This window comes from Chryseobacterium paludis, from assembly GCF_025403485.1.
Lineage (GTDB): Bacteria > Bacteroidota > Bacteroidia > Flavobacteriales > Weeksellaceae > Chryseobacterium > Chryseobacterium paludis.
Map to the genome: position 1 here is coordinate 4979750 of NZ_CP099966.1, position 21836 is coordinate 5001585.

Consider the following 21836-nt stretch of genomic DNA (forward strand, 5'->3'; position numbering starts at 1 on the left):
TAACCGTTTTTTTATTTTTCAATTTTACTTAAAATCTTGTTGATCGAATTTTTAAGTTCCAATAGATCTTCGGGCTGGACATTTATTTTTTTCAGGATCTTATCGGGAACGCCACACGCATTCTCCTTCAGTATTTTCCCTTTTTCCGTTAAAAATACCTGTACCACTCTTTCATCTTCTTTTTTACGGTTTCTGGAAATAAATCCTTTCGTTTCCAATCTTTTAAGTAGCGGTGTCAACGTACCACTATCAAGAAGCAACTTTTCACCAATATGGGTAACAGGAAGACCATCTTGCTCCCAAAGCACCATCATTGCCAAATATTGCGGATAAGTAATGTCCAGTTCATCAAGAAATGGACGGTATAATCCGGTAATCTCCTTTGCAATAGCATATAGAGGAAAGCAAATCTGATTTTCGAGTTTTAGGTTTTCTGAATTTTCCATGATCTTTTAAATAAGCGTGAAAAGTTAGGATATATTATTTTTTAATGATGAATTCTTCCATCGGAACACGAACTTTCTTCATGGAAGATAACCAGTCTTTTTCTTCATCCCTGTATCCCAGGTATAAAAGGCTTACACTTTTTAAACCTAATTCTTTAAGTCCAAGGATCTCATCTACTACTTCATTACTGAAACCTTCTGCCGGTGTACTGTCTATTTTTAATTCTGCAGCCTGTGCTAAAGCCATACCTAAAGAAATATAGGTCTGACGGGCAGTATGAAGAAAATGTTGTTCTGGAGTCTGAGACCCATAGATCTCTTTTAATTTATCCGTATAACTGTTGAAACGGCCTTTTGGTAAATCTCTTACTTCGGTATGGTAATCATAAACCTGATCTATTTTTTCGTTGGAATAATTATCCCATGCAGCAAATACCAGGACATGCGAAGAATCTCTCATCACCTCTGGATTTAATGCTCCCTTTACCATCTTCTCTTTTAATTCCTGATTTTCTACCACAACAATGCGGAAAGGCTGTAATCCTGATGAAGTGGGAGCCAATCTGGCTGCTTCTAAAATTGTATTTAAATCTTTTTCTGATACTTTTCTTGACGGATCATATGCTTTTACTGCATGTCTCCAGTTTAGATCTTCTATTAACGACATTTTTCTATTTTTTCTTTAATTAAAATATTTAATAGCTAATTTATGGTATTAAATAACGGGACAAAGTTACAAATAAATTGAATTGCACACAATATAATTTTAAGTAATGTATTTTAGATAAAATCAATAATTATGAAACTCCACAAGTTTCGGATTTCAAAAGACAGTCTGTATTCTAATCTTTGCTGTAGAATTTTAAACAAAATATCATGCAAAGATTTAAAGACAAATTCGCCTTAGTAACAGGCGGAACAAATGGAATGGGCTATGCAGTGGCTCAACAGTTTATTGACGAAGGTGGAAGAGCCATCATTACAGGAAGAAGTTTAGAAACAGTAGAGAAAGCGATAAACCAATTAGGTGAGAAAGCTTTTGGAATTGTTTCAGATGCCGGAGATATGAAAGATTTATTGAACCTGCAGGCTAATGTGAGAAAATACACCAATACCATTGATCTGCTTTTTGCCAATGCAGGTTATGGAAAATTTATGCCTATTGAAAATGTTAGTGAAAGTGATTTCGATGAGCTTTTCAATATGCTCGTAAAAGGACCTTTTTTCACGGTTCAACAAATACTGCCACTAATGAAAAATGGAAGTTCTGTTATTTTTAATACTTCTGTAGCTACTGAGATTTCAATGCCTAATTTCTCTATATATTCAGCTGCTAAATCTGCTGTACAGTCTTTTATTAAAACCTTTGCGACTGAATTAACGGAAAGGGGAATTCGTGTGAATGGAGTGAGTCCAGGACATATTAAAACCAATATTTTCAATAATACAGGGTTAAACAGAGAACAAATTGAAGATGCTATCCAGAATATTATTCCAACAATACCTTTTAAAAGACAAGGTGAGCCATCAGAAATAGCAAGTGCTGTACTTTTCCTTGCTTCAGAAGAAGCTTCCTATATTCATGGAGCGGAAATAAAAGTAGATGCTGGGATTTCAGTGGTAGGATAAGTAACAAATAAAGGTTTTAGAAATTATTTAACATCATTAATCTGTTTAATAATGTTGGTTTTGTTTTCAATACCGATGCTAAATGGCTTTCCTTTCTTTAGACTTTGATTTAATTTATCCAAAAGAGATTTATAGGTAGATTCTTTTTTTGATAGATAAAAAACCTGTGGACTGATTCCAATAGATATACGAAGAAAATCTTCCGGCTTATCCGGATCTTCAGAAATTTGACTTATGGTAGCATTTTTATACCATGTTAAGTTTTGGGAACCTGAACTACCAGAGCAAGATGTTATCATAAATAAAAATAATATTAAGATCCATGTTTTCATAAAAGTGTGTTATTAAATAAAACTGCTCCTGCCAATTTATGCATAATAAAGACAGGAGCAGTTTAAATTGTTAGTATTAATTAGAATCCACAAGATGATACATCTGGAGCCGGTGAAGGAGAACATCCGGAAAGTGATGTAAATTTAGTCAGTACACAATTGGTATTGATTAAGTTGTTATCATACAGATAAGAATTACTTGGGCTTCTGTAATATACATTTCCAGCAGTATTAACGTAAGAAGAAACTGATGCCGATCCACAAGAAGTATTAATACATGCATTTCTCCATGCAGTATCTGTTACAGGTCCGCTTGAAAATAATGAAGGGTCAATAATTCTCTTTTCAGTTACTCCGGAAGCATTTTTATAGCTTACCAATATAGCTACGTGATAGCTCCATCCAACGCAACAAGTACCTGTAGAAGCTTTTAAGTTTCCATATACAAACTGCTTTTCACAGTCGTATCCATTGTTGATCAGAATTTGTCTCATTTTGTGAGCTCTTGCATAACATCCATCAACAGGATATCTGAAGGTAATACAAGGTGATGAAGCAGTAGAAGTACCACAAGACTGATTTTTAATCTGAGTAAATAAACTGTTTAATGTTGCCACATTTGGAATTACACTAGCTAATTTACTTTCTTGTCCTTTTGCTTCTTTTGTTAAAATAGATTTAAAATACCTTGTGTCTTCCAGGCTTACCGATTCTACTTTTGCTATTTCATTAGAATTAGGTTTAAGGAAAACATGTATTGGAGATTCATTTTTTATGGCCTGTCTGATCATACCAATATACTGTTCATTCTCTTTACTAGGCTTAATCTCGTAGAATTGTGCGGTAACAATAAATGAAACTTTTAGCATTCCATTTTCCTCGTCTATCCCTACCGGAACAGTTTTTCCGAAATCCTTCAGAGAAGCATTGTTTATACTCGATTTTTCTTGTGCGCTTGCCTCTTGATTACCATTGGAATCGGCACAGGCATTAAATGTCAGGATGGTCACAAAGGCCATCATTGATAAAAAAAAGTTTTTCATAGTAATTGTAATTTGGTTTTTAATAATGAGTTCTGATTTGTTTTTTGACTATTAATTTTTATTGTGATATACTTCACGTTTTGGTGAAAATAAAAGTAATAAAAAATTGAATACAAACAAGTTATTTTTATAAAAAATCAAGTTATTTACAACTTTTGCATTATTTTATGCATTAAAAACCAGTGTTTTGTCAAGTGGTAATAATGGCTTTACATTTTTTATTGACAGGGTAAAATATTTATGGAAAAGTTTTGATGTTCAATAAAATAATAAATTACACTAATGAAATGGGGTTGTTGTTTTGCGTTATCTCTTAACCAAATTACTTTGTAGTACAATATCTCTGATTAAAGTTTCAAAATAATAAAAGAGATCATTTTTTTCACTCATTTGGTTTTCCAATATAATGACACTTACATCAGAATCAGGAATGTAAACATTTAAAGATGCAAAACCATCTCCCAAACCGGTGTGTCCAAAATAATTGATTCCATGAGCTTTTACAATTCGGATGGCATAACCATAACCCATTTTACCCTTTCCAAATACATCGTGCTCCGACATCACCGATGTAGTGGTCATTGATTTATAAGATTTTGGGTTTAAAATTTTACCTTTATGAAGGAGGTTATTCCACAGTGCTAAGTCTTTGGCTGTTGTAACAACTCCATCTGCGGGTAAGTTTTCATCATTAATGAAAGAATTCTCAACAACTTTAAAATCAGTATCATTGCTCATATGCCCGGATACAAGCTTCCGTAGATTGGTCTTCGTATAACAAAATGTATCCTTCATTTTGAGCTCTGTGAACAGGTCATTAGCCAATTCAGCATATTTTTTATGGCTCATATTTTCAATGATTTTCCCTAAAAGAATATACGATAAGTTGCCATATTTGAAGTCACTGCCCGGTTTAAAAACCAAAGGTTTTTCAATATCTACAATTCCGTGGGTATGATTCAATAATTGGTGTACGGTAACAGAATCTGCCCAGGATTGAGTTAGAGAAGGAAGATATTTTTTTATAGGAGCCTGTAGATCTACTTTTCCCTTTTCAACTTCTTTCAATAATAAAACGGCAGTTACTTGTTTTGTATTTGACATGATTTCAAACTGGTCATCCATTTTTAAAGGAGTTCCCGTATTAATATTGGCAACACCAAATGCTTTGAAATATTTAATCTTATCATTTTTGGTGATCAAAACAACACCATTGAACTTTCTGGGACTTTTAATCTCAATTAAACTGTCAATCTTTTTTGTGTAATTATCTTTTTGTGCATACAAATAGGGATGGACAAAGAATAATAGCAGATAACAAAAGAGCTTAACTATTGATTTCATTTGGTGTTAAGTTTAGATTAAAAGTTGTGTAAGATCGATTGCAAAATAGTAAATCCAAAGCAAAACTTCTAGATTTTTTTAATCAAATAAAACCAAGCTTTTTTTAAATATAGTTTTTAAAATATTTGTCCACAGCTTCCTGATTGTATTGGTCTTCACCACGCCAGTATTCTACAAAAACCCAATCATTTTTTCCTCTGCTAGGTCTATCATATGAATTTGGTTTTAGTATTTCTATACAAGCCAGTATTTCAATTAATACTTTTCTTTCAGGTTTTGTTGATTTCAGGACATCTGCCAAATTCTTTTCTAACGCACTTGGATAGTCACCAGGTTGCGAATTTTCAATTGTATTTAAGATGGTTTTAAAAATAGAAACATCCTCATCGGTTGGTTGGGGAATTTGGGCCTGTTGTAATTGTTGTAAATCAAATAGGGTGTAGATTAAATCTCCATGTCGAACACCGCCCCATTTTATTCTTTCAAAATTCAGGACATTCAGGTCTTCATTTTTATATTCCTTATCACCAATAATACCATACTTTAGATCCCTACAAATACCACAAGTGTAACTTCTATGACTTACTTCTCCATTTTCATCATAGCTTTCTCCACTTACTACTTTAGTATATGAATGTGGAATTAATTGTTTGGCAATAAAATATGAAGCCAAGCCCGAACGCCAGTCCAAACGTCTGGTTGAAAGACTGCTTAAAAAAGCTTTTGAAATTTTATCAAATGAAATGGTTGGGAGAATTTTAAATATATCTTCTAAACATTTATCATGTGTTGTGGTTATTGGATCAAACATTAATCCCATTGATTTTGCATACTCAAAATCTGTGGAACTTATTTGCCTTTCTCCGTCTTCGATCCAGCCATTTTTCCAATATGTTTTAAACAATATATTTTTTGCTTTTTTATCCATTATCCATAGTTAAAGTTCTATCTAATATAAAAATATTTTGAATATTATTAGAATTATCTTAAACAGGAATCCGACGAAATTAATCGTAAAATAATAAATATATAATTAAAACATGGGACTTTGTTATTCCGTAGGAATCTAGACTTTAATATACAATTCTAAATTTAGATTCCTACGGAATAACAAGAAGTAATTTTTAGAAATTAGTTATAGTTACTGGTTTTTTATGAGTTATTTCAGCTCCAAAAACATCCGCAAAATGCTTTGTGATCTTAGTTTTGATATCCTTCATTTCTTCAGGAGAAAGCTCTCTTTCAAGTTCTCTTTTTAAGGAAGTAACCTGTTTATCTTTTATGCCGCAAGGTATAATATACTCAAAATATCGCATATCGGTATTCACATTTAAAGCAAAGCCATGTAAGGTCACCCAACGAGAAGCTTTTACGCCCATTGCACAGATCTTTCTGGCATAAGGTTTCCCTGGATCCAGCCAAACGCCTGTTTCTCCTTGGGAACGCTCTCCTTTGAGACCATATTCTCCAATAGTTCTGATAATTACTTCTTCCAGATTCCTCATATACAAATGGATATCCGTAAAGAAGTTTTCAAGATCTAAAATAGGATAACCCACAACCTGTCCATATCCATGATAAGTAATATCTCCACCACGATTGACCTTTACAAAAGTAGCATCGATCTCCTTCAATTGATCAATACCGGCTAACATGTTTTCTTCATGTCCGCTTTTTCCCAAAGTATAAACATGAGGATGCTCTACTAAAAGTAAATGATTGGGAGTGGTCATATGCTGTTCAGCAGGGAGATCACGATTTTTTATTTTGGTATCAATAATATCCTTCATCAGTTTTTCCTGATAATCCCATGAGGACTGATAATCCTTGATGCCTAAATCTTCGAAGTCTACTACTTTATTTTGATTTGTATTCATATGTTGATATCATACCATTTTTCGATACAAATTTAGTGATTTTTAATTCTTTATTGAATTTATAAAATCTATGGCATTGATCTTCCAATCTTTATTTTGCAATAATATATTCACGAAAGCAGTTCCTATAATTCCACCATCCGCTTTTTCGGTTACGTTTTCAAAATCTTCTTTAGATTTTATTCCAAAGCCAATCATCACCGGATTTTTAAGCGGAAGAGAGGCTATCCTGGAAAGATAGTCTTCATTTTTCAAAACAGCATTTTTATTTCCTGTTGTAGATGAGGAACTTACAGCATATAAAAATCCTGAACTTAGAGAATCCAAATATAAAATCCTTTCATCCGAAGTTTCAGGGGTGATTAAAAATGTAAAATTGAGATCATACTTCTTAAGGATTTGCTGATAGTTTTTCTCGAATTCAATAGGAGGAAGGTCGGGAATAATTAAGCCTGAAACTCCACTTTCCGAACATTCTTTGCAGAAATTTTCGAAACCAAAACTTAAAACAGGATTAATGTAACCCATTAAAATAATCGGAATTTTGATCTCATTTTTAATGGATTTCAGTTGTGAAAGTAGTTTTTTAATCGTCATGCCATTTTCCAGGGCCAGTTCATGGGCTTTCTGAATAACTGGCCCATCAGCGACAGGATCAGAATAAGGCATTCCGATTTCCATCATATCCGCTCCGGAATCCTGTATTAATTTTATAATATCAGCAGTATCTTCCAGTTGTGGAATCCCCGCCGTGAAGTATATGTTGAGTTTTTTCATAGAGTTAAATTGTATTGATGTATTCATGTATAATATATTGATGATATCTCCAGTGAATTATCATCTTAAATTAAAGAAGCATGATTTTCTTTGGCAACTTTCAAAATCATTTTACATAAATACTTTTTACAGATTAAAGATTAGCTAAGTACGTTTCCATATCCTTGTCACCACGTCCGCTTAAACAGATGACAACAATATCATTTTCATTGAATTTCTTTTTATCTAAAACTGCCAGAGCGTGAGAGCTTTCCAATGCAGGAATGATACCCTCTAGTTTGGTCAGTTCAAAAGCACATTTTAAGGCTTCATCATCATTGATGCTGAAAAATTCAGCACGCTTTTCTTTAAATAAATGAGCATGAAACGGTCCGATTCCCGGATAATCTAAACCTGCAGAAATAGAGTGGGGCTCAATTACCTGCCCGTCATTCGTCTGCATAACAAGACTTTTACTGCCGTGTAAAACACCTAAAGTTCCAAGAAAAGTAGTAGCAGCTGATTTCCCTGATTCTACGCCGAAACCACCTGCTTCTGCGGCAATAATTTTTACACTTTCTTCTTCTACAAAATGATAGAAAGTTCCTGCGGCATTGCTTCCACCACCCACACAGGCGATGACATAATCAGGGTTCTCTCTTCCGATCTGTTCCTTAAGCTGTTCCCTGATCTCTTTTGAAATAATACTTTGAAATCTGGCAACAAGATCAGGAAAAGGATGCGGTCCTACCACACTTCCAATCACATAGTGGGTGGTTACCGGGTGGTTGATCCAATCCCTTAAGGCTTCATTAACGGCATCTTTTAATGTCTTTGATCCTGAAGTTGCAGGAATCACTTCTGCACCCAACATTTTCATTCTTGCTACATTGGGAGCCTGTCTTTGAATATCTACTTCACCCATATAAACGATGCATTCCAACCCAAGCAAAGCACAGGCTGTAGCTGTGGCAACACCATGTTGTCCAGCACCGGTTTCAGCAATGATCCTGGTTTTTCCAAGACGTTTTGCCAATAGTACCTGACCAAGTGCATTGTTGATTTTGTGTGCTCCTGTGTGATTGAGATCTTCTCTTTTTAAATAAATGTTCGTATTGTATTTATTACTTAAATTCTTCGCAAAATAAAGTGGAGTAGCTCGTCCTACATAGTTTTTTAGTAAATCCTGATATTCTTTCTGAAATTCTTCAGATTCGATGATTTCAAGATAGTTTTTTTGGAGCTCTTCTACATTGGGGTAAAGCATTTCAGGAATGAAAGCCCCTCCGAATTCTCCATAATATCCATTCTTATCCGGGTTTTTATAATTCATTTTCTTTATTGTTATTGTATTAAATAATCGGGATCCGTTGAATCAAGCTGTTTGAGCAGGTTTTTATTTTCTTCAGATAAGTGAATAATTGAGATATCATTTTCTTTTCCCAAAGCTCTATGGGTCTTTTTATTTTAAAGTCTGCCAGCTATTCTGTCTTTTTAATATTATAAATCATTGTTTACATTATTGATAAATGACAGATTATGATCAAACTGTTGTCTGGTGATCTGCTTGTTCATATATAAAAATTTTATTTTACTCGCTATACTGATTAAAGTTTCCATATCAAGTTTTGAGTGATACATTTTAAATATCAGTTCCAGATTGTCCAGTAAATAATAAGAGTCTAATTTTTCATATGATAGGAAGATCTTAAAGTATATTTTCCCCAAATCATAGTTAACATTGGTTCTAACCGTGTTTTCCATAAGTTTGTCTGCGATCATCACCAGATGATATCCATCCCATAAATGAATGGTTTTAAAAAAATATTGAATGTCCAGTTCATCAAAATCTTTAATGATATCAATAAATTGGGATAATAAACCTCCCATTTCCCAGAAGTCCGTTGTACTATCATTTTCGGATATAAATTGATAAAGTTTTTTTACATTTTTATTATCAAACCTTGGTGGAAACAATACCTGATAAAACTGTTTTTTTAATGATTTTATATTCATAGGTTTGAGTTTAATAGGTTAGACTTAAATAAACGTACTTTTTCCAAATCCTTAATTCCTGGTGTGATCTCAAATTTTGAATTGATATCCAGAGCAAAAGGCCTTTGATTCAGGATTTTTACGTTATCAATATTTTCTTCTGAGATCCCTCCACTTAAGAAATAGGGGATTTTTATTTCCAATTCATTCAATAATGACCAGTCAAATTGCTTTCCTGTTCCTCCAAATGACTGACTGTCTGTATCAAACAAAATGTAGTCCACATCGAATTGTAAATGTTTAATTGTAGACTTCAGCTCTTCTATTGTGTTGGCTATTCTAAATACTTTTATAATCTTAGTAGCAGGGTTTAGCTTTTTTCTTAATTCCGAAATATAATGCAGGCTTTCGTCACCATGAAGCTGAATGAAATTCAGATCAGCCTGTTTCGCAATTTCTAATATAATATCTGGTTCCGCATTTACAAAAACACCTACTTTTCCCTCATGAATAATTTTCGAAATATCTTTTAAACTTAAACGATTAAGTGCATATCTGGGTGATTTTTTATAGAATATAAATCCAAGGAAGTCAATATTCATAGAAATTAATTCGTGAATTTGATCGAGTTCTGATAAACCGCAAACTTTTATATGTAAGTTGTTGTCTGTCATTATACAGCTACATTATCGATAAATTCCTCAAATGCCTTCGCAGGATTTTCATTCTTCATAAAATATTCACCCATCAAAAATCCATCAAAACCCTTTTCTTTCAAATAATGAAAATCTTCAATATGATAAATTCCACTTTCTGCAACAGATAAGACTTCCTTTGGTAGCTGATTTTTCAATTTAACAGAATGTTGTAGGTCAACTTTAAAATCTTTTAAATTCCTGTTATTTACTCCCACCAAATCAATGGCAGAGTGGTAGTGCTTCAGTTCTTCTTCAGTATGGATTTCCAGTAGAACCTCCAATCCGAGCTTATGAGATAAATCTGTGAATTCCAAAACCTGCGCAGGAGAAAGACAAGCAGCAATTAATAGGATTACATCAGCACCCATATTTTTCGCTTCATAGAACTGGTATTCGTCGATCATAAAGTCTTTTCTAAGAATAGGAACTGCAATATGATCCCGAACACTAAGGATATCTTCGAAACTCCCCCCAAAAAAATCGCTATCTGTCAGAATAGAAATTCCGCTTGCTCCAAAATTTTCATACGCAGAAACAACCTCTAAAGGAGAAACCTTGTTGTTGATAATTCCTTTTGATGGTGACTGTCTTTTAAATTCGGCAATAATTCCGCTTTTTTCTTTTAGCGACGTTTTTAAAGATTTGGTTTGTCTTCCAAAAAAAACAGAATCTTTTAATTCTTCAATGGAAATACTTGCCTTTGAAAAAGCAACCTCTTCCTTTTTTTTCGATATAATTTTATCTAATATGGTCATTTAATGTGTGTTTTTTTATGCTTTTATTTCAATCAAATCTTATCCATTGTTATTATTCCAGTAATAGTTCCATACTTCTCAAAGCTCTACCACTTTGTAAACTTTCCTGAGCCAATAAAAGGCAATCATCATAACTCCCGAATTTTTCGGTATGATAAAGCGCAATGGAAGCATTTGCCAAAACCACAGAGTTTTGTGATTCTGTTCCCTTACCTTCTAAAATGTTTCTGAAAATAGTTGCCGCTTCCTGAATTGTTTTACCTGCCTGTATGCTTTCTGGAGTTACCGGATCAAATCCAAGATCTTCCGCTGAATAAATATTCTCACCTTTTTTGGTAATAATTTTACTGTCATGGGTTAAGCTTATTTCATCATAACCATCCAGACCATGAACAAGAATAAACTCCTGGGAATCTTTTTGTAATAGATATTGATAAATCCTTGCAATCTCCAGATTATAAACTCCGATCACGGAAAATTTTGGTTTAGCAGGATTTACCAACGGACCTAATAAATTAAAAAATGTTCTTAACCCTAGCGATTTTCGTAATGCACCAACAGATTGAAGGGCAGGATGAAAGTAGGGAGCATGTAAAAAGCAGATATTGGCTTTTTCAAGATCACGGCTTAGCTTTTCAGAGTCATTATTCATTTGATAACCGAGCTCTTCTAAAACATTGGAAGAACCTGTAACTGCTGAAGCTCCATAATTTCCATGTTTAGTTACTTTTTGCCCGGCTCCGGCAATAACAAAACTTGCCAATGTTGAAATATTAATAGTGTTTTTCCCATCACCTCCGGTTCCAACAATATCTATAGCATCACTGGCATCTATATTTACAGGAACAGCCATTTGTAACAATGCTTCTCTAAAGCCTTCCAATTCTCTCAACGTAATATTACGCATAAGGAAAACACTAATAAAGGCAGTGACCTCCGTTGTGTTAAACTTATTTTGAGCAATTTCAATCATGATAGCCTTAGCTTCAGATTTTGATAAGGTATGATGATTAAACAAATATTGCAAAATTTCTTTCATTTGTGGTGTTTTTATGGTTGAGGTGCTTTCTAATGTTTTCAATGTAAAAGGAAGTTTTTAATGATTACTTCTCCATCAGGAGTTAAAATACTTTCAGGATGAAACTGTACACCATGTACATCATAGGTTTTATGCTGCAAGGCCATAATCATTCCATCTTTATCAACAGCTGTTATTTCCAGTTCTTCAGGAAATTGGTCGGGATCTACAGCCCAACTGTGATATCTTCCTACCTCAAGTCCTGAAGATAAATTTTGAAAGAGTTTTGTTTTATCTTTTGTCAGTTCAGCCGTCGTGGCTACGCCATGAAAAATTTCAGAAAGATTAATTAGCTTTCCACCAAAAGCCTCGGCAATAGCTTGCTGCCCAAGGCAAACTCCCAGAATACTTTTTGTGGAGGCATATTTTCTGATTAAATCCAATAAAATCCCTGATTCTTCAGGAATTCCCGGACCGGGTGACAGAATGATTTTATCATATTTGTCAATATCTTCTAAACTTATTTCATCGTTTCTGAAGACATCTACTTTTTGATCCAGAATTTTTTCAATAATCTGTACAAGATTATAGGTAAAGCTATCATAATTATCAAAAACTAAAACTTTAGCTGTTGATTGACCTTCTATATTTTTATTCATCTCTTTATTTATCATTATTGGTTAGCATTTATTGTACAAAATTTTAACATTAAAGTACAAACAACTAATAATTTAGTTTGTCAGCTTTTTCTACTGCCTTTTTTAATGCATTTAGTTTATTATTAACTTCCTGTAATTCACTTTCAGGGTTTGATTTGGCTACTAATCCTGCTCCTGCCTGATAAAATAACGTATTGTTTTTACTTAGAAAAGTTCGGATCATGATTGCCTGATTACAGGTTCCATTAAGTCCCACCATTCCAATGCAACCTCCGTAATAGCCACGGGAATCTTTTTCATATTTATTGATCAGCTGAAGAGCTTTGTGCTTGGGTGCGCCACTTAGAGTTCCTTGTGGAAAGGTGGATGAAACAACCTCAAAAGGATTCGTATCTCTTGGTAATTCCGCTGTAACTTCACTTACCATATGGATAACGTGAGAAAAAAGCTGAATTTCTTTCAATTTGGTAACGGTAATATTTTTCCCCATTTTCCCAAGATCATTTCTTGCCAGATCCACCAACATGGTATGTTCTGCGTTTTCTTTAGGATCATTTTTTAATTCCTCAATAGACTGCAGATCGATATCAAAGTTTCCGGTTCTTTTGAATGTTCCGGCAATAGGGTGGATGATCGCTTTATGATCTTTAATAATTAACTGGCTTTCGGGACTGGATCCAAATAATTTATAGTCTCCATAATCGAAAAAGAATAAATAAGGAGAAGGATTGATATTTCTTAAAGCTCGATACACATTGAACTCATCACCCAGGAATTTTTGCTCAAACCTTCTGCTTAGTACCAATTGGAAAACGTCTCCTCGCATACAGTGTCTCTGAGCTGTTTTTACCAATTCAAGATATTCTTCATCAGTAATGTTTGAAGTTTCCGCCCCCGTTTTTTCGAAAGGATAGACTACTGAGCTTTTGTTCTTTATTAAATTTTCCAACGTATAAAGTTCAGATTTAACACCTTCAATTTGATTTTCAATAAAATGCATCTCATCATTGTAATGATTAATAGCAATGACATATTGGTATAGTCTGTATCTGACTAAAGGAATTTCAACCTCTTCACTTTGTGCTTTAAAATTGACATTCTCAAAAAACTGAACTGCTTCAAAACTGGTATATCCAAAAAGATTTTGTGCAGTTTCTTCAATAGGATCTGCTGTTTTCTCACAGTCGAAAACTGAAGAAAAATCATGCAGAATATCTGCTATCTTATGATCGATGATGAATTGTTTTACAGGTTCTGAATTGGGAAGCTTTATTTCAAACTCTTTTAGATTCTTTACCTCAATTCCAGCAATGGCATTTACTGCAATAAAAGAAAAATTATTATCGATATTTTTAGAATCTGAACTCTCCAAAAGAATGGTATCTCTAAATTTATCTCTGATTTGTAGATAGATATTCATTGGAGTCTGGAGATCCCCCAATGTTTTTTTCGAAACTGTTTTTACTTTTATTTTTTTGTTAAACATTTGCTGTTTTATTTTGTTTGAGATTAAATAATAAAAAAAAGACTTCAACGGAATCCGTCAAAGTCTTTGTATTTTGTTTTATCTTATTTTCTGTAAGCGTAGCTTAACAGTTAGCAACATGATAATAACTTCAGACCCGACGAAGAGTTTGAATGCCACCACCAAAAATTATTGCTCGTATTAAACATGGCACAAATGTAGATAATTTTTTATTATCAAAAACTAAAAAAAATGAAAATTAAAAAAACTTAAGATAAAATTAACTATTTCAATTGTTTTAAATTATTCTTCAATTCTTCTAATTTTATGCTGTAATTTTTATCGTTATATACCTGTAAATAAGCCTCTAAAGCGGAAATGTATTCTTGTATAAATTCTTTATTGGTCGGATCTGCTTCATATTTAATTTTTGCAGTATTAATGGGAGCCTGCATTTCATATTGACGTAAGTTTTTACCTTCCTCAGATTCATTGTAAAGAATGACTATATTTTTCTCATAACCCGGAATGTATTTTACAGGAAAAGTCTTGTTTACTTGTGGGATACGAATGGCATTTTCAATAGGGTATATGGATGCTGAGGTGGTTGAAAAATTCGTAGTCGCATATTTTCCATCCTGTTTCTTTACAATGGCTTCATAATCATGGATATACTGATCATTTAAGGTAGAATTTGTTTCAACATCTGAAGTGATTATTGCTGTGCTTTCAATGCCGTATTTATTTAAAAACCATGCATTTAAAAACTGTCCTGCGAACCCATTTGCAATTGACAAAGGAATAATAGGAAGCAGCATCCACCACTTTTTAGTAATAAATGACAGAAAACAGAAAAAAATAATAAGAAGTATCACAGTATAAAAACCATGATGGCTTGTGAAAAACAGAATTTTAGAAATAAAGATCATGGTTTAAAATTAAAATTTTTATTTAAATATGCGACCATTTAATGATTATATTCCAGATAAATTATTATTAAAAGGGATATTTATCATCAGTTTAAAAATTTATTTTTTATACTTTTGCTTAAATTTTATAGAAAAAATAATGAAAAAAGTATTAGCACTTGCATTTATCGGAGGTTTATTAGTTGTAAACTGCAAAAAAGCCCCAGATCATTCATTACAAGACAGCAACACAATGCTTGAAGAACCTGAAGCAACGACTGTTGTAGATTCTACAAAAGCTAAACCTGCTACCGCTGCTGCACCTGTTGCTGCAACACCAGCACCAGCTGCTAAAACAGACTCTACTGCGAAAAAATAATGAAGAAATTATTTTTGACAGGATGCATTGGATTTTTAATTCTTTCCTGTTCCAAAAAAGAAAATACACCTGTTGACGCTTCCTCTTCAGAAACATCTGTTGTTTCGGAACCTGCAAAAACTAATCTTTCGGGAAGTCAGATTATTGAAACATTAGATTGTACAGGGTGTCATACGGTAAATGAAAGAATGATAGGACCTTCTTATCAGGAAATAGCAGATAAGTATTCTGAAAAAGATATTGAAATGCTGGCTTCCAAAATTATAGAAGGCGGAAGTGGAGCTTGGGGAAGTGTACCCATGCAACCCCATCCTCAGGTATCTAAAGAAGATGCTAAAAAAATGGTAGAATATATTTTAAGTCAGAAAAAATAAAATATGACTACTGAAAAATCCAGTCTGCACACAAGAAATTTACATCGCAATCCCTATGATTTTGATCAACTTATTTCTTGTGTGCCAGAACTGAAACAGTATGTTTTCATTAATGCTTATCAAAGGGTAACCATTAATTTCAGCCTTCCAAAGGCGGTTAAACTGCTTAATAAAGCTTTATTGCTGCACTTTTATAATATTAAGAATTGGGACATTCCTGAGGCTAATCTATGTCCACCCATTCCAGGACGAGCTGATTATGTACATTATATTGCAGATTTATTATCCGAACAGCAAAGTGAAATTCCAAGCGGAATTTCGATATCTGGTTTAGATGTGGGAGTGGGGGCAAACTTAGTTTATCCCTTAATTGCCCATAGATCTTATGGATGGAAAATGTTGGGTACAGATATCAATAAAGATTCTTTGGAAAATGCCCAACGTATTTTAGACCATAATCCCGATTTGTCATTTGCTATTCAATTAAAACAACAGTTGAAACCCAATAATATATTCAAGAACATTATTGGTGTTGGAGATCGGTTTGCATTTTCGATGTGTAATCCTCCTTTTCATGATTCAGAAGAATCTGCACTAAAAGGAAATGTCAGGAAAACTAAAAATCTTAACAGGTCAAAAGTGCAGAAACCTTTACTTAATTTTGGTGGACAACAATCAGAATTGTGGTGCGAAGGTGGTGAACTGGCTTTCATTGCAAATATGATCAATGAAAGTACATTATACGGGTCTCAAATCCTCTGGTTTACCTGTTTAGTTTCTAAAAAGGATAATTTACATAAGCTAACCAGACTCTTAAAAAAAGTCAAAGTAGCAGATTTTAAAACCGTTGATATGGCTCAGGGACAAAAGATAAGTAGAATACTGGCTTGGACGTTTATTCCTCAACAGGACCGAAAAGATTGGTTCTTGTAAAATAACTTTCTCTTTAACTGCATTTTTACAGAAATAAATTATATTTCTGGTAAAAGTCATTGACAGTCAACTCAAAAATGCCTAAATTTGTAGGCTTTTAGAAAAATAAGAAATGCAATTATCAGAACAAGAAATCATTAGAAGAGAAAAGCTTAATAAGCTTGTTGAAATGGGAATCAATGCGTTCCCTGCAGAAGAATACAAAATTACAGATACAACAGAATCTATAAAACAGGATTTTTCTGAAAGTAAACAGGTGAAGATTGCTGGCAGATTGATGTCCCGAAGAATTCAAGGGAAGGCTTCTTTTGCTGAATTGCAGGATTCTACAGGTAAAATTCAGGTGTATTTCAACAGAGATGAAATTTGTACGGGAGAAGATAAAACCTTATATAATGAAGTTTATAAGCATCTTTTAGATATCGGAGATATTATCGGTATTGGAGGTGATCTTTTTACCACGCAGGTAGGAGAGAAGACGGTATTGGTAAAGAACTTTACGCTTCTTACTAAATCTCTACGTCCTCTTCCACAAGCGAAGACGGATGAGAATGGCGTAATACATGATGCGTTTAACGACCCTGAATTAAGATACAGACAACGTTATGTAGATTTAACAGTAAATCCTCATATTAAAGAGATCTTTGTAAAGAGAACAAAACTGTTCAATGCCATGAGGACTTTCTTTAATGATGCTGGATACTTTGAAGTGGAAACACCTATTCTTCAGTCGATTCCGGGAGGAGCTGCTGCAAAGCCTTTTATTACGCATCACAATGCCTTAGATATTCCTTTATATTTAAGAATTGCCAACGAACTATATCTTAAAAGATTGATCGTGGGTGGATTTGATGGGGTATATGAGTTTTCTAAAAACTTCAGAAATGAAGGGATGGACAGAACACATAATCCAGAGTTTACAGCGATGGAAATCTATGTAGCCTACAAAGATTACAACTGGATGATGCATTTCACAGAGAAATTATTGGAATTCTGTGCAGGTCAGGTGAACGGAAATGCAGAATCTACTTTTGGAGAACATACCATTAATTGGAAAGCTCCTTATCCAAGAGTTTCTATGACCGAAGCGATCCAAAAATATACAGGTTTTGATATTACAGGAAAGACTGAGCAGGAATTGTTTGTTTTTGCTAAATCTATCGGAATCGATGTAAATGAAACAATGGGTAAAGGAAAATTAATTGATGAGATCTTCGGTGAAAAATGTGAAGGAAACTTCATTCAGCCAACTTTTATTACTGATTATCCTATTGAAATGTCTCCATTAACGAAGAAACACAGAAGCAAAGAAGGCTTAACAGAGCGTTTTGAACTAATGGTTTGTGGAAAAGAAATTGCGAACGCATATTCTGAGTTAAATGACCCAATCGATCAGAGAGAACGTTTCGAAGCACAAATGACTTTATCAGAAAGAGGTGACGATGAAGCGATGTTTATCGACCAGGACTTCTTAAGAGCTTTGGAATACGGTATGCCGCCAACTTCAGGATTAGGAATTGGGATGGACAGATTGATCATGTTCTTAACGGATAATGCATCAATTCAGGAAGTATTATTCTTCCCTCAGATGAGACCGGAAAAAACAGTTCCTCAAATTGAATTAGGTGAAGATGAAAAAGTGATCCTTGAGATCTTAAACTCTCAGGAGGAACCATTCTCTTTAGCTGAAGTTAAAGAAAGAAGCCAGCTATCTGGAAAAAAATGGGATAAAGCATCTAAGACTTTAACCAAAAATAATTTAGTAAAAGTAGAGAAGATTGAGGATCAGGTTCTGATGAAACTGGTTTAAAAACTTTACAATAATATATTAAATCCTGAACAATGCTTCAGGATTTTTTTGTGCTATAAACTATAAGTTGATATTTCCCGTTATTTAGAAAACTCAATTTCGATGAAACTCTTTGTTTTATTTTTTTTGTTTTTATGTGTTGAAATTCATTCCCAAATGATTCAATCTATATATTTTGCTCACGGTTCGTATGAGCTTGATAAACAATCTGAAAAGAAATTAGATAGTTTGGCTCAGCTAAAGAACAATTTAAAATTCAGGATTTTTGGAAACTGTGATTCTGTAGGAAGTATCAATTATAATAGGATATTATCTGAAAATCGAGCCAATACAGTTAGTAAATATCTAAAAACGAAAATTACGGATAACATAAAATTGGAAAATATTGTCGGTCTGGGTGAAGAAAAACAGATTAATGATAACAGTTCAGAAGAGTTGCGTGGAAAGAATAGAAGAGTAGATATTTTTATTGATAGAGAATTTGCTGAAGGAGAAAAGATTTCAGGCAAAACTTTCCCAAGTTTTTTGGGCTTAAAAGTTTCTGAAATGAAGGTTCAGAATACTTATTCGCTTCCCAATGTCAATTTTATAGGAGGCAGACATATCTGGCTTTCCTCAGGTAACGAAACACTTTTCCAATTATTTAAGATATTGAGGGATAATCCAGCAATGGAGGTTGAATTGCAAGGACATATTTGTTGTGACTATGATAATTTTGATGGTAAAGATCTTGATTTGAATACTTTTAATCTTTCGTATACAAGAGCCAGCGCTATAAAAGAATTTCTTCAAAAGCAAGGAATAGAATCCAGTCGGATAAAAGCAAGTGGACAAGGGCATCTTGATCCAGTCGTTTATCCCGAGCAAACGGAAGTTGACAGGACCAAGAATAGGAGAGTTGTAATCGTTTTGCTTAAAAAATAATTTTCTATTTTCTCAGTTTACTAAATGAGAACATCAGATAAAACAAAAACGGCAGAATAAATAATGAACCGAGCATTAATGCCCAGGCTAGTGCTGAGATTGTTTTTGGTGCGGCTACATGTTCTAATAAAGAAAGATGTTGTCCATTGCCTAATAAAATAATATCAGGATTATGTTGATAGGTTGCTGCAATTAAAATCATAATTACCTGAAATCCAGCTAAAGCACGTACAGGAAGTAGTTTGCGTCGTTTCATAGCACGGAATATCAATCCTAAAGCAACAGTAGCAAAAGCAATAGACATAATTCCCAGAGGTTTTGAGAAGACCCACTTTACTAAAGGAATTCCAGAAAGATAAGCGGAAAGAAATACCAATGCTCCCGTAATAACCACAAATAGCATTGTTTGTTTAGATTTTCTGATCATCAAACTTAATTCTAATCTGTCTGTTGTTTCTCTTAACGAAAATATAGACGCCAGATAGGCGCAAAGTGATACTGTAAACAAACCTACAGCAACGCCAAACCAATTAAGCCAACTGAAAATATATAAGTCTAAAAAGGTGGTCGCATCAGGATTTATAGACTGAGAAACGGTAGCAGCAGCAATTAATCCCAAGAAAAAAGGAGTTAAAAGGCTTGCGTAATAAAAGATCTGTGTATATAAAAACTGCCAGTCATCCTTTACTGCATCATAATGTCTGAAAGTAAAAGCTGTACCTCTTGCAATAATTCCTACCAGCATAAGAACCAAAGGAATATGCAAATAGGTGGACATGGTTGTATAAATTTCAGGAAAGCCTACAAATAAGATAACAATTGCGATGATCAGCCACATATGATTAGCCTCCCATACAGGAGCAATAGATTCATACATGATCTCCTTAGTTTTATGGCGTGATTTTTTATTGGTAAACAATTCTACAATTCCAGCGCCGAAATCTGCTCCTCCTAAGATTACATAAAGGCAAATTGAAAGCCAGAGAAAGCCAATAACAACATAGATCATGATTTCGTATTTTTAGAATTAAACTGAGTATCTGTAGGGTCGTAAAGTTTCGGTACCATTTGGATCTGTCTTTTTAAAAGAAAAATTAAGATCAATGATAAGGAAACGAAAATTGCTGTGAAAAAATAGAATGAATACTGGATTCCCGGCATTGGAGTTACAGCATCAACGGTTCGCATGATCCCATAGATGATCCAGGGTTGCCTACCGACTTCAGTAACTGTCCATCCTGCTTCTAAAGCAATATAACCGAAAGGAGTAGCAATGAGAAAAGTCTTAAGAAACCAATTTTTACTCAGCCATTCTTTTTTGAAAAATAGGGAATAAACATAAAGGATACCAATGCATATCATAACAACACCAAAAAAGATCATGATCTGAAAAGAATAATGTACAACAGCAACTGGTGGCCACTCATCTCTAGGAAAATCATTTAATCCTTTTACTTCAGCATTGAAATCATTGCTTACCAGAAAACTTAATACTTTTGGGATCTTTAAAGCATATTTTATTTCGCCCTTCTTTTCATCAGGGATACCACCAATTACAAATGCAGCTCCTTTTTCTGTCTCAAAATGTGCTTCCATTGCAGCCAATTTAATAGGTTGTCTTTTCGCTACAGATTTAGCGGCAATATCACCACTTAAAGGAGCGCCAAAAGCACCGATCAAGGCGAAACCGGCAGCAATTTTAAATGCTTTGGTATGGAACTCTACATTTCTCTTTCTCATGATTAAAAAAGCATGTACACCCGCAACGGCGAATCCGGTAGCACAAAAAGCAGCAACTGTCATATGAAGTGCCTGCGGAAACCAAGCTTCGTTGAACATGGCTTTTATAGGGTCTATATTTAAATATTGTCCGTTGATATAATCAAAACCTGCCGGAGAGTTCATCCATGCGTTAGCGGCCACAACTAAAATTCCAGAAGCCAAGCCACTTAAACCTACTAAAAAGCCACAAAACCAATGAAACCATTTATTGAATTTATCCCATCCATATAGAAAAAATCCAATAGCTATTGCTTCAATAAAAAATGCCGTTCCTTCGAGGGAAAAAGGCATTCCGAAAATGGGTCCTGCATGTTTCATAAATTGTGGCCACAGAAGTCCTAACTCAAAAGAAAGCATAGTTCCGGAAACAGCACCAGTCGCAAATAAAATAGCTACCCCTTTACTCCAGGCTTTAGTGAGACCTTTGTAGACTTCATTTTTGGTCTTAAGGTATTTCCAGTGGGCAAAAGCCATTAAAAAAGGCATTACCATACCCACACATGAGAAAATAATGTGGAAGCCAAGGGACATGGCCATTTGGGCACGAGCGGCAATGAAATCGTCCATAATATCAATTTTTGAGTAAATAAATTTAAGCATTAATTATAGAAGAGCATATGATTTAAAACAGTTGATATTGTTGAAATACGTGATAACTTTGTTATTTTTAAGAAAAAAAGAGCCTTCTTTACCATTGAAAGCTCTGTCT

24 protein-coding genes are annotated in these 21836 nt (G+C 33.9%); 6 read left to right on the forward strand and 18 right to left on the reverse strand.

Annotation, left to right across the window (positions count from 1 at the left end):
• Positions 1-11: 11 nt before the first annotated feature.
• On the reverse strand, positions 12-446 hold the full coding sequence (locus tag NG806_RS22625) for a MarR family winged helix-turn-helix transcriptional regulator (RefSeq protein ID WP_261511425.1): 435 nt from the start codon (positions 444-446) through the stop codon (positions 12-14).
• A 34-nt stretch (positions 447-480) separates the two neighbouring features.
• Complete coding sequence (locus NG806_RS22630) at positions 481-1113, reverse strand: NAD(P)H-dependent oxidoreductase (RefSeq protein WP_261511426.1); 633 nt, start codon at positions 1111-1113, stop codon at positions 481-483.
• 209 nt (positions 1114-1322) lie between these two features.
• Between NG806_RS22630 and NG806_RS22635 the strand changes: the two genes are divergently transcribed.
• Positions 1323-2075, forward strand: coding sequence for an SDR family oxidoreductase (locus NG806_RS22635; protein WP_261511427.1), 753 nt, complete (start codon positions 1323-1325; stop codon positions 2073-2075).
• Positions 2076-2098: 23 nt separating this feature from the next.
• Here the strand turns inward: NG806_RS22635 and NG806_RS22640 are convergent, their stop codons facing one another.
• From NG806_RS22640 to NG806_RS22705, 14 genes are all read right to left on the reverse strand, one after another.
• Positions 2099-2407, reverse strand: a complete 309-nt coding sequence (locus NG806_RS22640) for a hypothetical protein (protein WP_261511428.1) — start codon at positions 2405-2407, stop codon at positions 2099-2101.
• 80 nt (positions 2408-2487) lie between these two features.
• Positions 2488-3450 carry a protein-glutamine glutaminase gene (locus NG806_RS22645; RefSeq protein ID WP_261511429.1) on the reverse strand — a complete coding sequence of 321 codons (963 nt, stop codon included), beginning with the start codon at positions 3448-3450 and terminating at the stop codon, positions 2488-2490.
• 306 nt (positions 3451-3756) lie between these two features.
• Positions 3757-4794 (reverse strand): serine hydrolase domain-containing protein, encoded by a 1038-nt coding sequence (locus NG806_RS22650; RefSeq protein WP_214833782.1) that lies wholly within the window; start codon positions 4792-4794, stop codon positions 3757-3759.
• Between the two features lie 103 nt (positions 4795-4897).
• Positions 4898-5722: a hypothetical protein gene (locus NG806_RS22655; protein ID WP_251040655.1), complete on the reverse strand. Its 825-nt coding sequence runs from the start codon at positions 5720-5722 to the stop codon at positions 4898-4900.
• A gap of 196 nt (positions 5723-5918) precedes the next feature.
• The gene (gene lipB / locus NG806_RS22660) at positions 5919-6671 is read right to left on the reverse strand and encodes a lipoyl(octanoyl) transferase LipB (RefSeq protein ID WP_261511430.1); all 753 of its coding nucleotides are present in this window, start codon (positions 6669-6671) and stop codon (positions 5919-5921) included.
• Between the two features lie 42 nt (positions 6672-6713).
• A complete protein-coding gene (gene trpA / locus NG806_RS22665) occupies positions 6714-7448 on the reverse strand; it encodes a tryptophan synthase subunit alpha (RefSeq protein ID WP_261511431.1) in 735 nt (244 codons plus the stop codon).
• 133 nt (positions 7449-7581) lie between these two features.
• On the reverse strand, positions 7582-8760 hold the full coding sequence (gene trpB / locus NG806_RS22670; RefSeq protein ID WP_214833771.1) for a tryptophan synthase subunit beta: 1179 nt from the start codon (positions 8758-8760) through the stop codon (positions 7582-7584).
• Between the two features lie 167 nt (positions 8761-8927).
• Positions 8928-9443: a hypothetical protein gene (locus tag NG806_RS22675; RefSeq protein WP_214833768.1), complete on the reverse strand. Its 516-nt coding sequence runs from the start codon at positions 9441-9443 to the stop codon at positions 8928-8930.
• Positions 9440-10096: a phosphoribosylanthranilate isomerase gene (locus NG806_RS22680; RefSeq protein ID WP_214833765.1), complete on the reverse strand. Its 657-nt coding sequence runs from the start codon at positions 10094-10096 to the stop codon at positions 9440-9442. Before NG806_RS22680 ends, NG806_RS22675 begins: the two co-directional genes overlap by 4 nt.
• The gene (gene trpC / locus NG806_RS22685) at positions 10096-10875 is read right to left on the reverse strand and encodes an indole-3-glycerol phosphate synthase TrpC (RefSeq protein ID WP_214833762.1); all 780 of its coding nucleotides are present in this window, start codon (positions 10873-10875) and stop codon (positions 10096-10098) included. The genes NG806_RS22680 and trpC overlap by 1 nt, the downstream gene beginning before the upstream one ends.
• A gap of 52 nt (positions 10876-10927) precedes the next feature.
• Entirely contained in the window at positions 10928-11914 is a 987-nt protein-coding gene (gene trpD / locus NG806_RS22690; protein WP_214833759.1) for an anthranilate phosphoribosyltransferase, read from the reverse strand.
• Between the two features lie 38 nt (positions 11915-11952).
• Positions 11953-12552: an anthranilate synthase component II gene (locus NG806_RS22695; RefSeq protein WP_261511432.1), complete on the reverse strand. Its 600-nt coding sequence runs from the start codon at positions 12550-12552 to the stop codon at positions 11953-11955.
• 64 nt (positions 12553-12616) lie between these two features.
• Positions 12617-14038, reverse strand: coding sequence for an anthranilate synthase component I family protein (locus NG806_RS22700; RefSeq protein ID WP_214833756.1), 1422 nt, complete (start codon positions 14036-14038; stop codon positions 12617-12619).
• Positions 14039-14301: 263 nt separating this feature from the next.
• On the reverse strand, positions 14302-14835 hold the full coding sequence (locus tag NG806_RS22705; RefSeq protein ID WP_261511433.1) for a hypothetical protein: 534 nt from the start codon (positions 14833-14835) through the stop codon (positions 14302-14304).
• 250 nt (positions 14836-15085) lie between these two features.
• Between NG806_RS22705 and NG806_RS22710 the strand changes: the two genes are divergently transcribed.
• The 5 genes from NG806_RS22710 (at position 15086) to NG806_RS22730 (ending at position 19345) form a co-directional block, all read left to right on the forward strand.
• Positions 15086-15304 carry a hypothetical protein gene (locus NG806_RS22710; RefSeq protein WP_214833750.1) on the forward strand — a complete coding sequence of 73 codons (219 nt, stop codon included), beginning with the start codon at positions 15086-15088 and terminating at the stop codon, positions 15302-15304.
• Positions 15304-15678, forward strand: a complete 375-nt coding sequence (locus NG806_RS22715) for a c-type cytochrome (RefSeq protein ID WP_214833747.1) — start codon at positions 15304-15306, stop codon at positions 15676-15678. The genes NG806_RS22710 and NG806_RS22715 overlap by 1 nt, the downstream gene beginning before the upstream one ends.
• A gap of 3 nt (positions 15679-15681) precedes the next feature.
• Positions 15682-16611, forward strand: coding sequence for a 23S rRNA (adenine(1618)-N(6))-methyltransferase RlmF (gene rlmF, locus NG806_RS22720; protein WP_261511434.1), 930 nt, complete (start codon positions 15682-15684; stop codon positions 16609-16611).
• 112 nt (positions 16612-16723) lie between these two features.
• Complete coding sequence (lysS, locus tag NG806_RS22725; protein ID WP_261511435.1) at positions 16724-18421, forward strand: lysine--tRNA ligase; 1698 nt, start codon at positions 16724-16726, stop codon at positions 18419-18421.
• A gap of 156 nt (positions 18422-18577) precedes the next feature.
• Complete coding sequence (locus NG806_RS22730) at positions 18578-19345, forward strand: OmpA family protein (RefSeq protein WP_261511436.1); 768 nt, start codon at positions 18578-18580, stop codon at positions 19343-19345.
• Positions 19346-19349: 4 nt separating this feature from the next.
• Here NG806_RS22730 and NG806_RS22735 read toward each other — a convergent pair whose 3' ends face one another.
• Together NG806_RS22735 and NG806_RS22740 are read right to left on the reverse strand one after the other, a co-directional pair.
• Complete coding sequence (locus NG806_RS22735) at positions 19350-20354, reverse strand: cytochrome d ubiquinol oxidase subunit II (RefSeq protein WP_214833734.1); 1005 nt, start codon at positions 20352-20354, stop codon at positions 19350-19352.
• Positions 20351-21694 (reverse strand): cytochrome ubiquinol oxidase subunit I, encoded by a 1344-nt coding sequence (locus NG806_RS22740; RefSeq protein ID WP_214833731.1) that lies wholly within the window; start codon positions 21692-21694, stop codon positions 20351-20353. The genes NG806_RS22735 and NG806_RS22740 overlap by 4 nt, the downstream gene beginning before the upstream one ends.
• Positions 21695-21836: the final 142 nt, after the last annotated feature.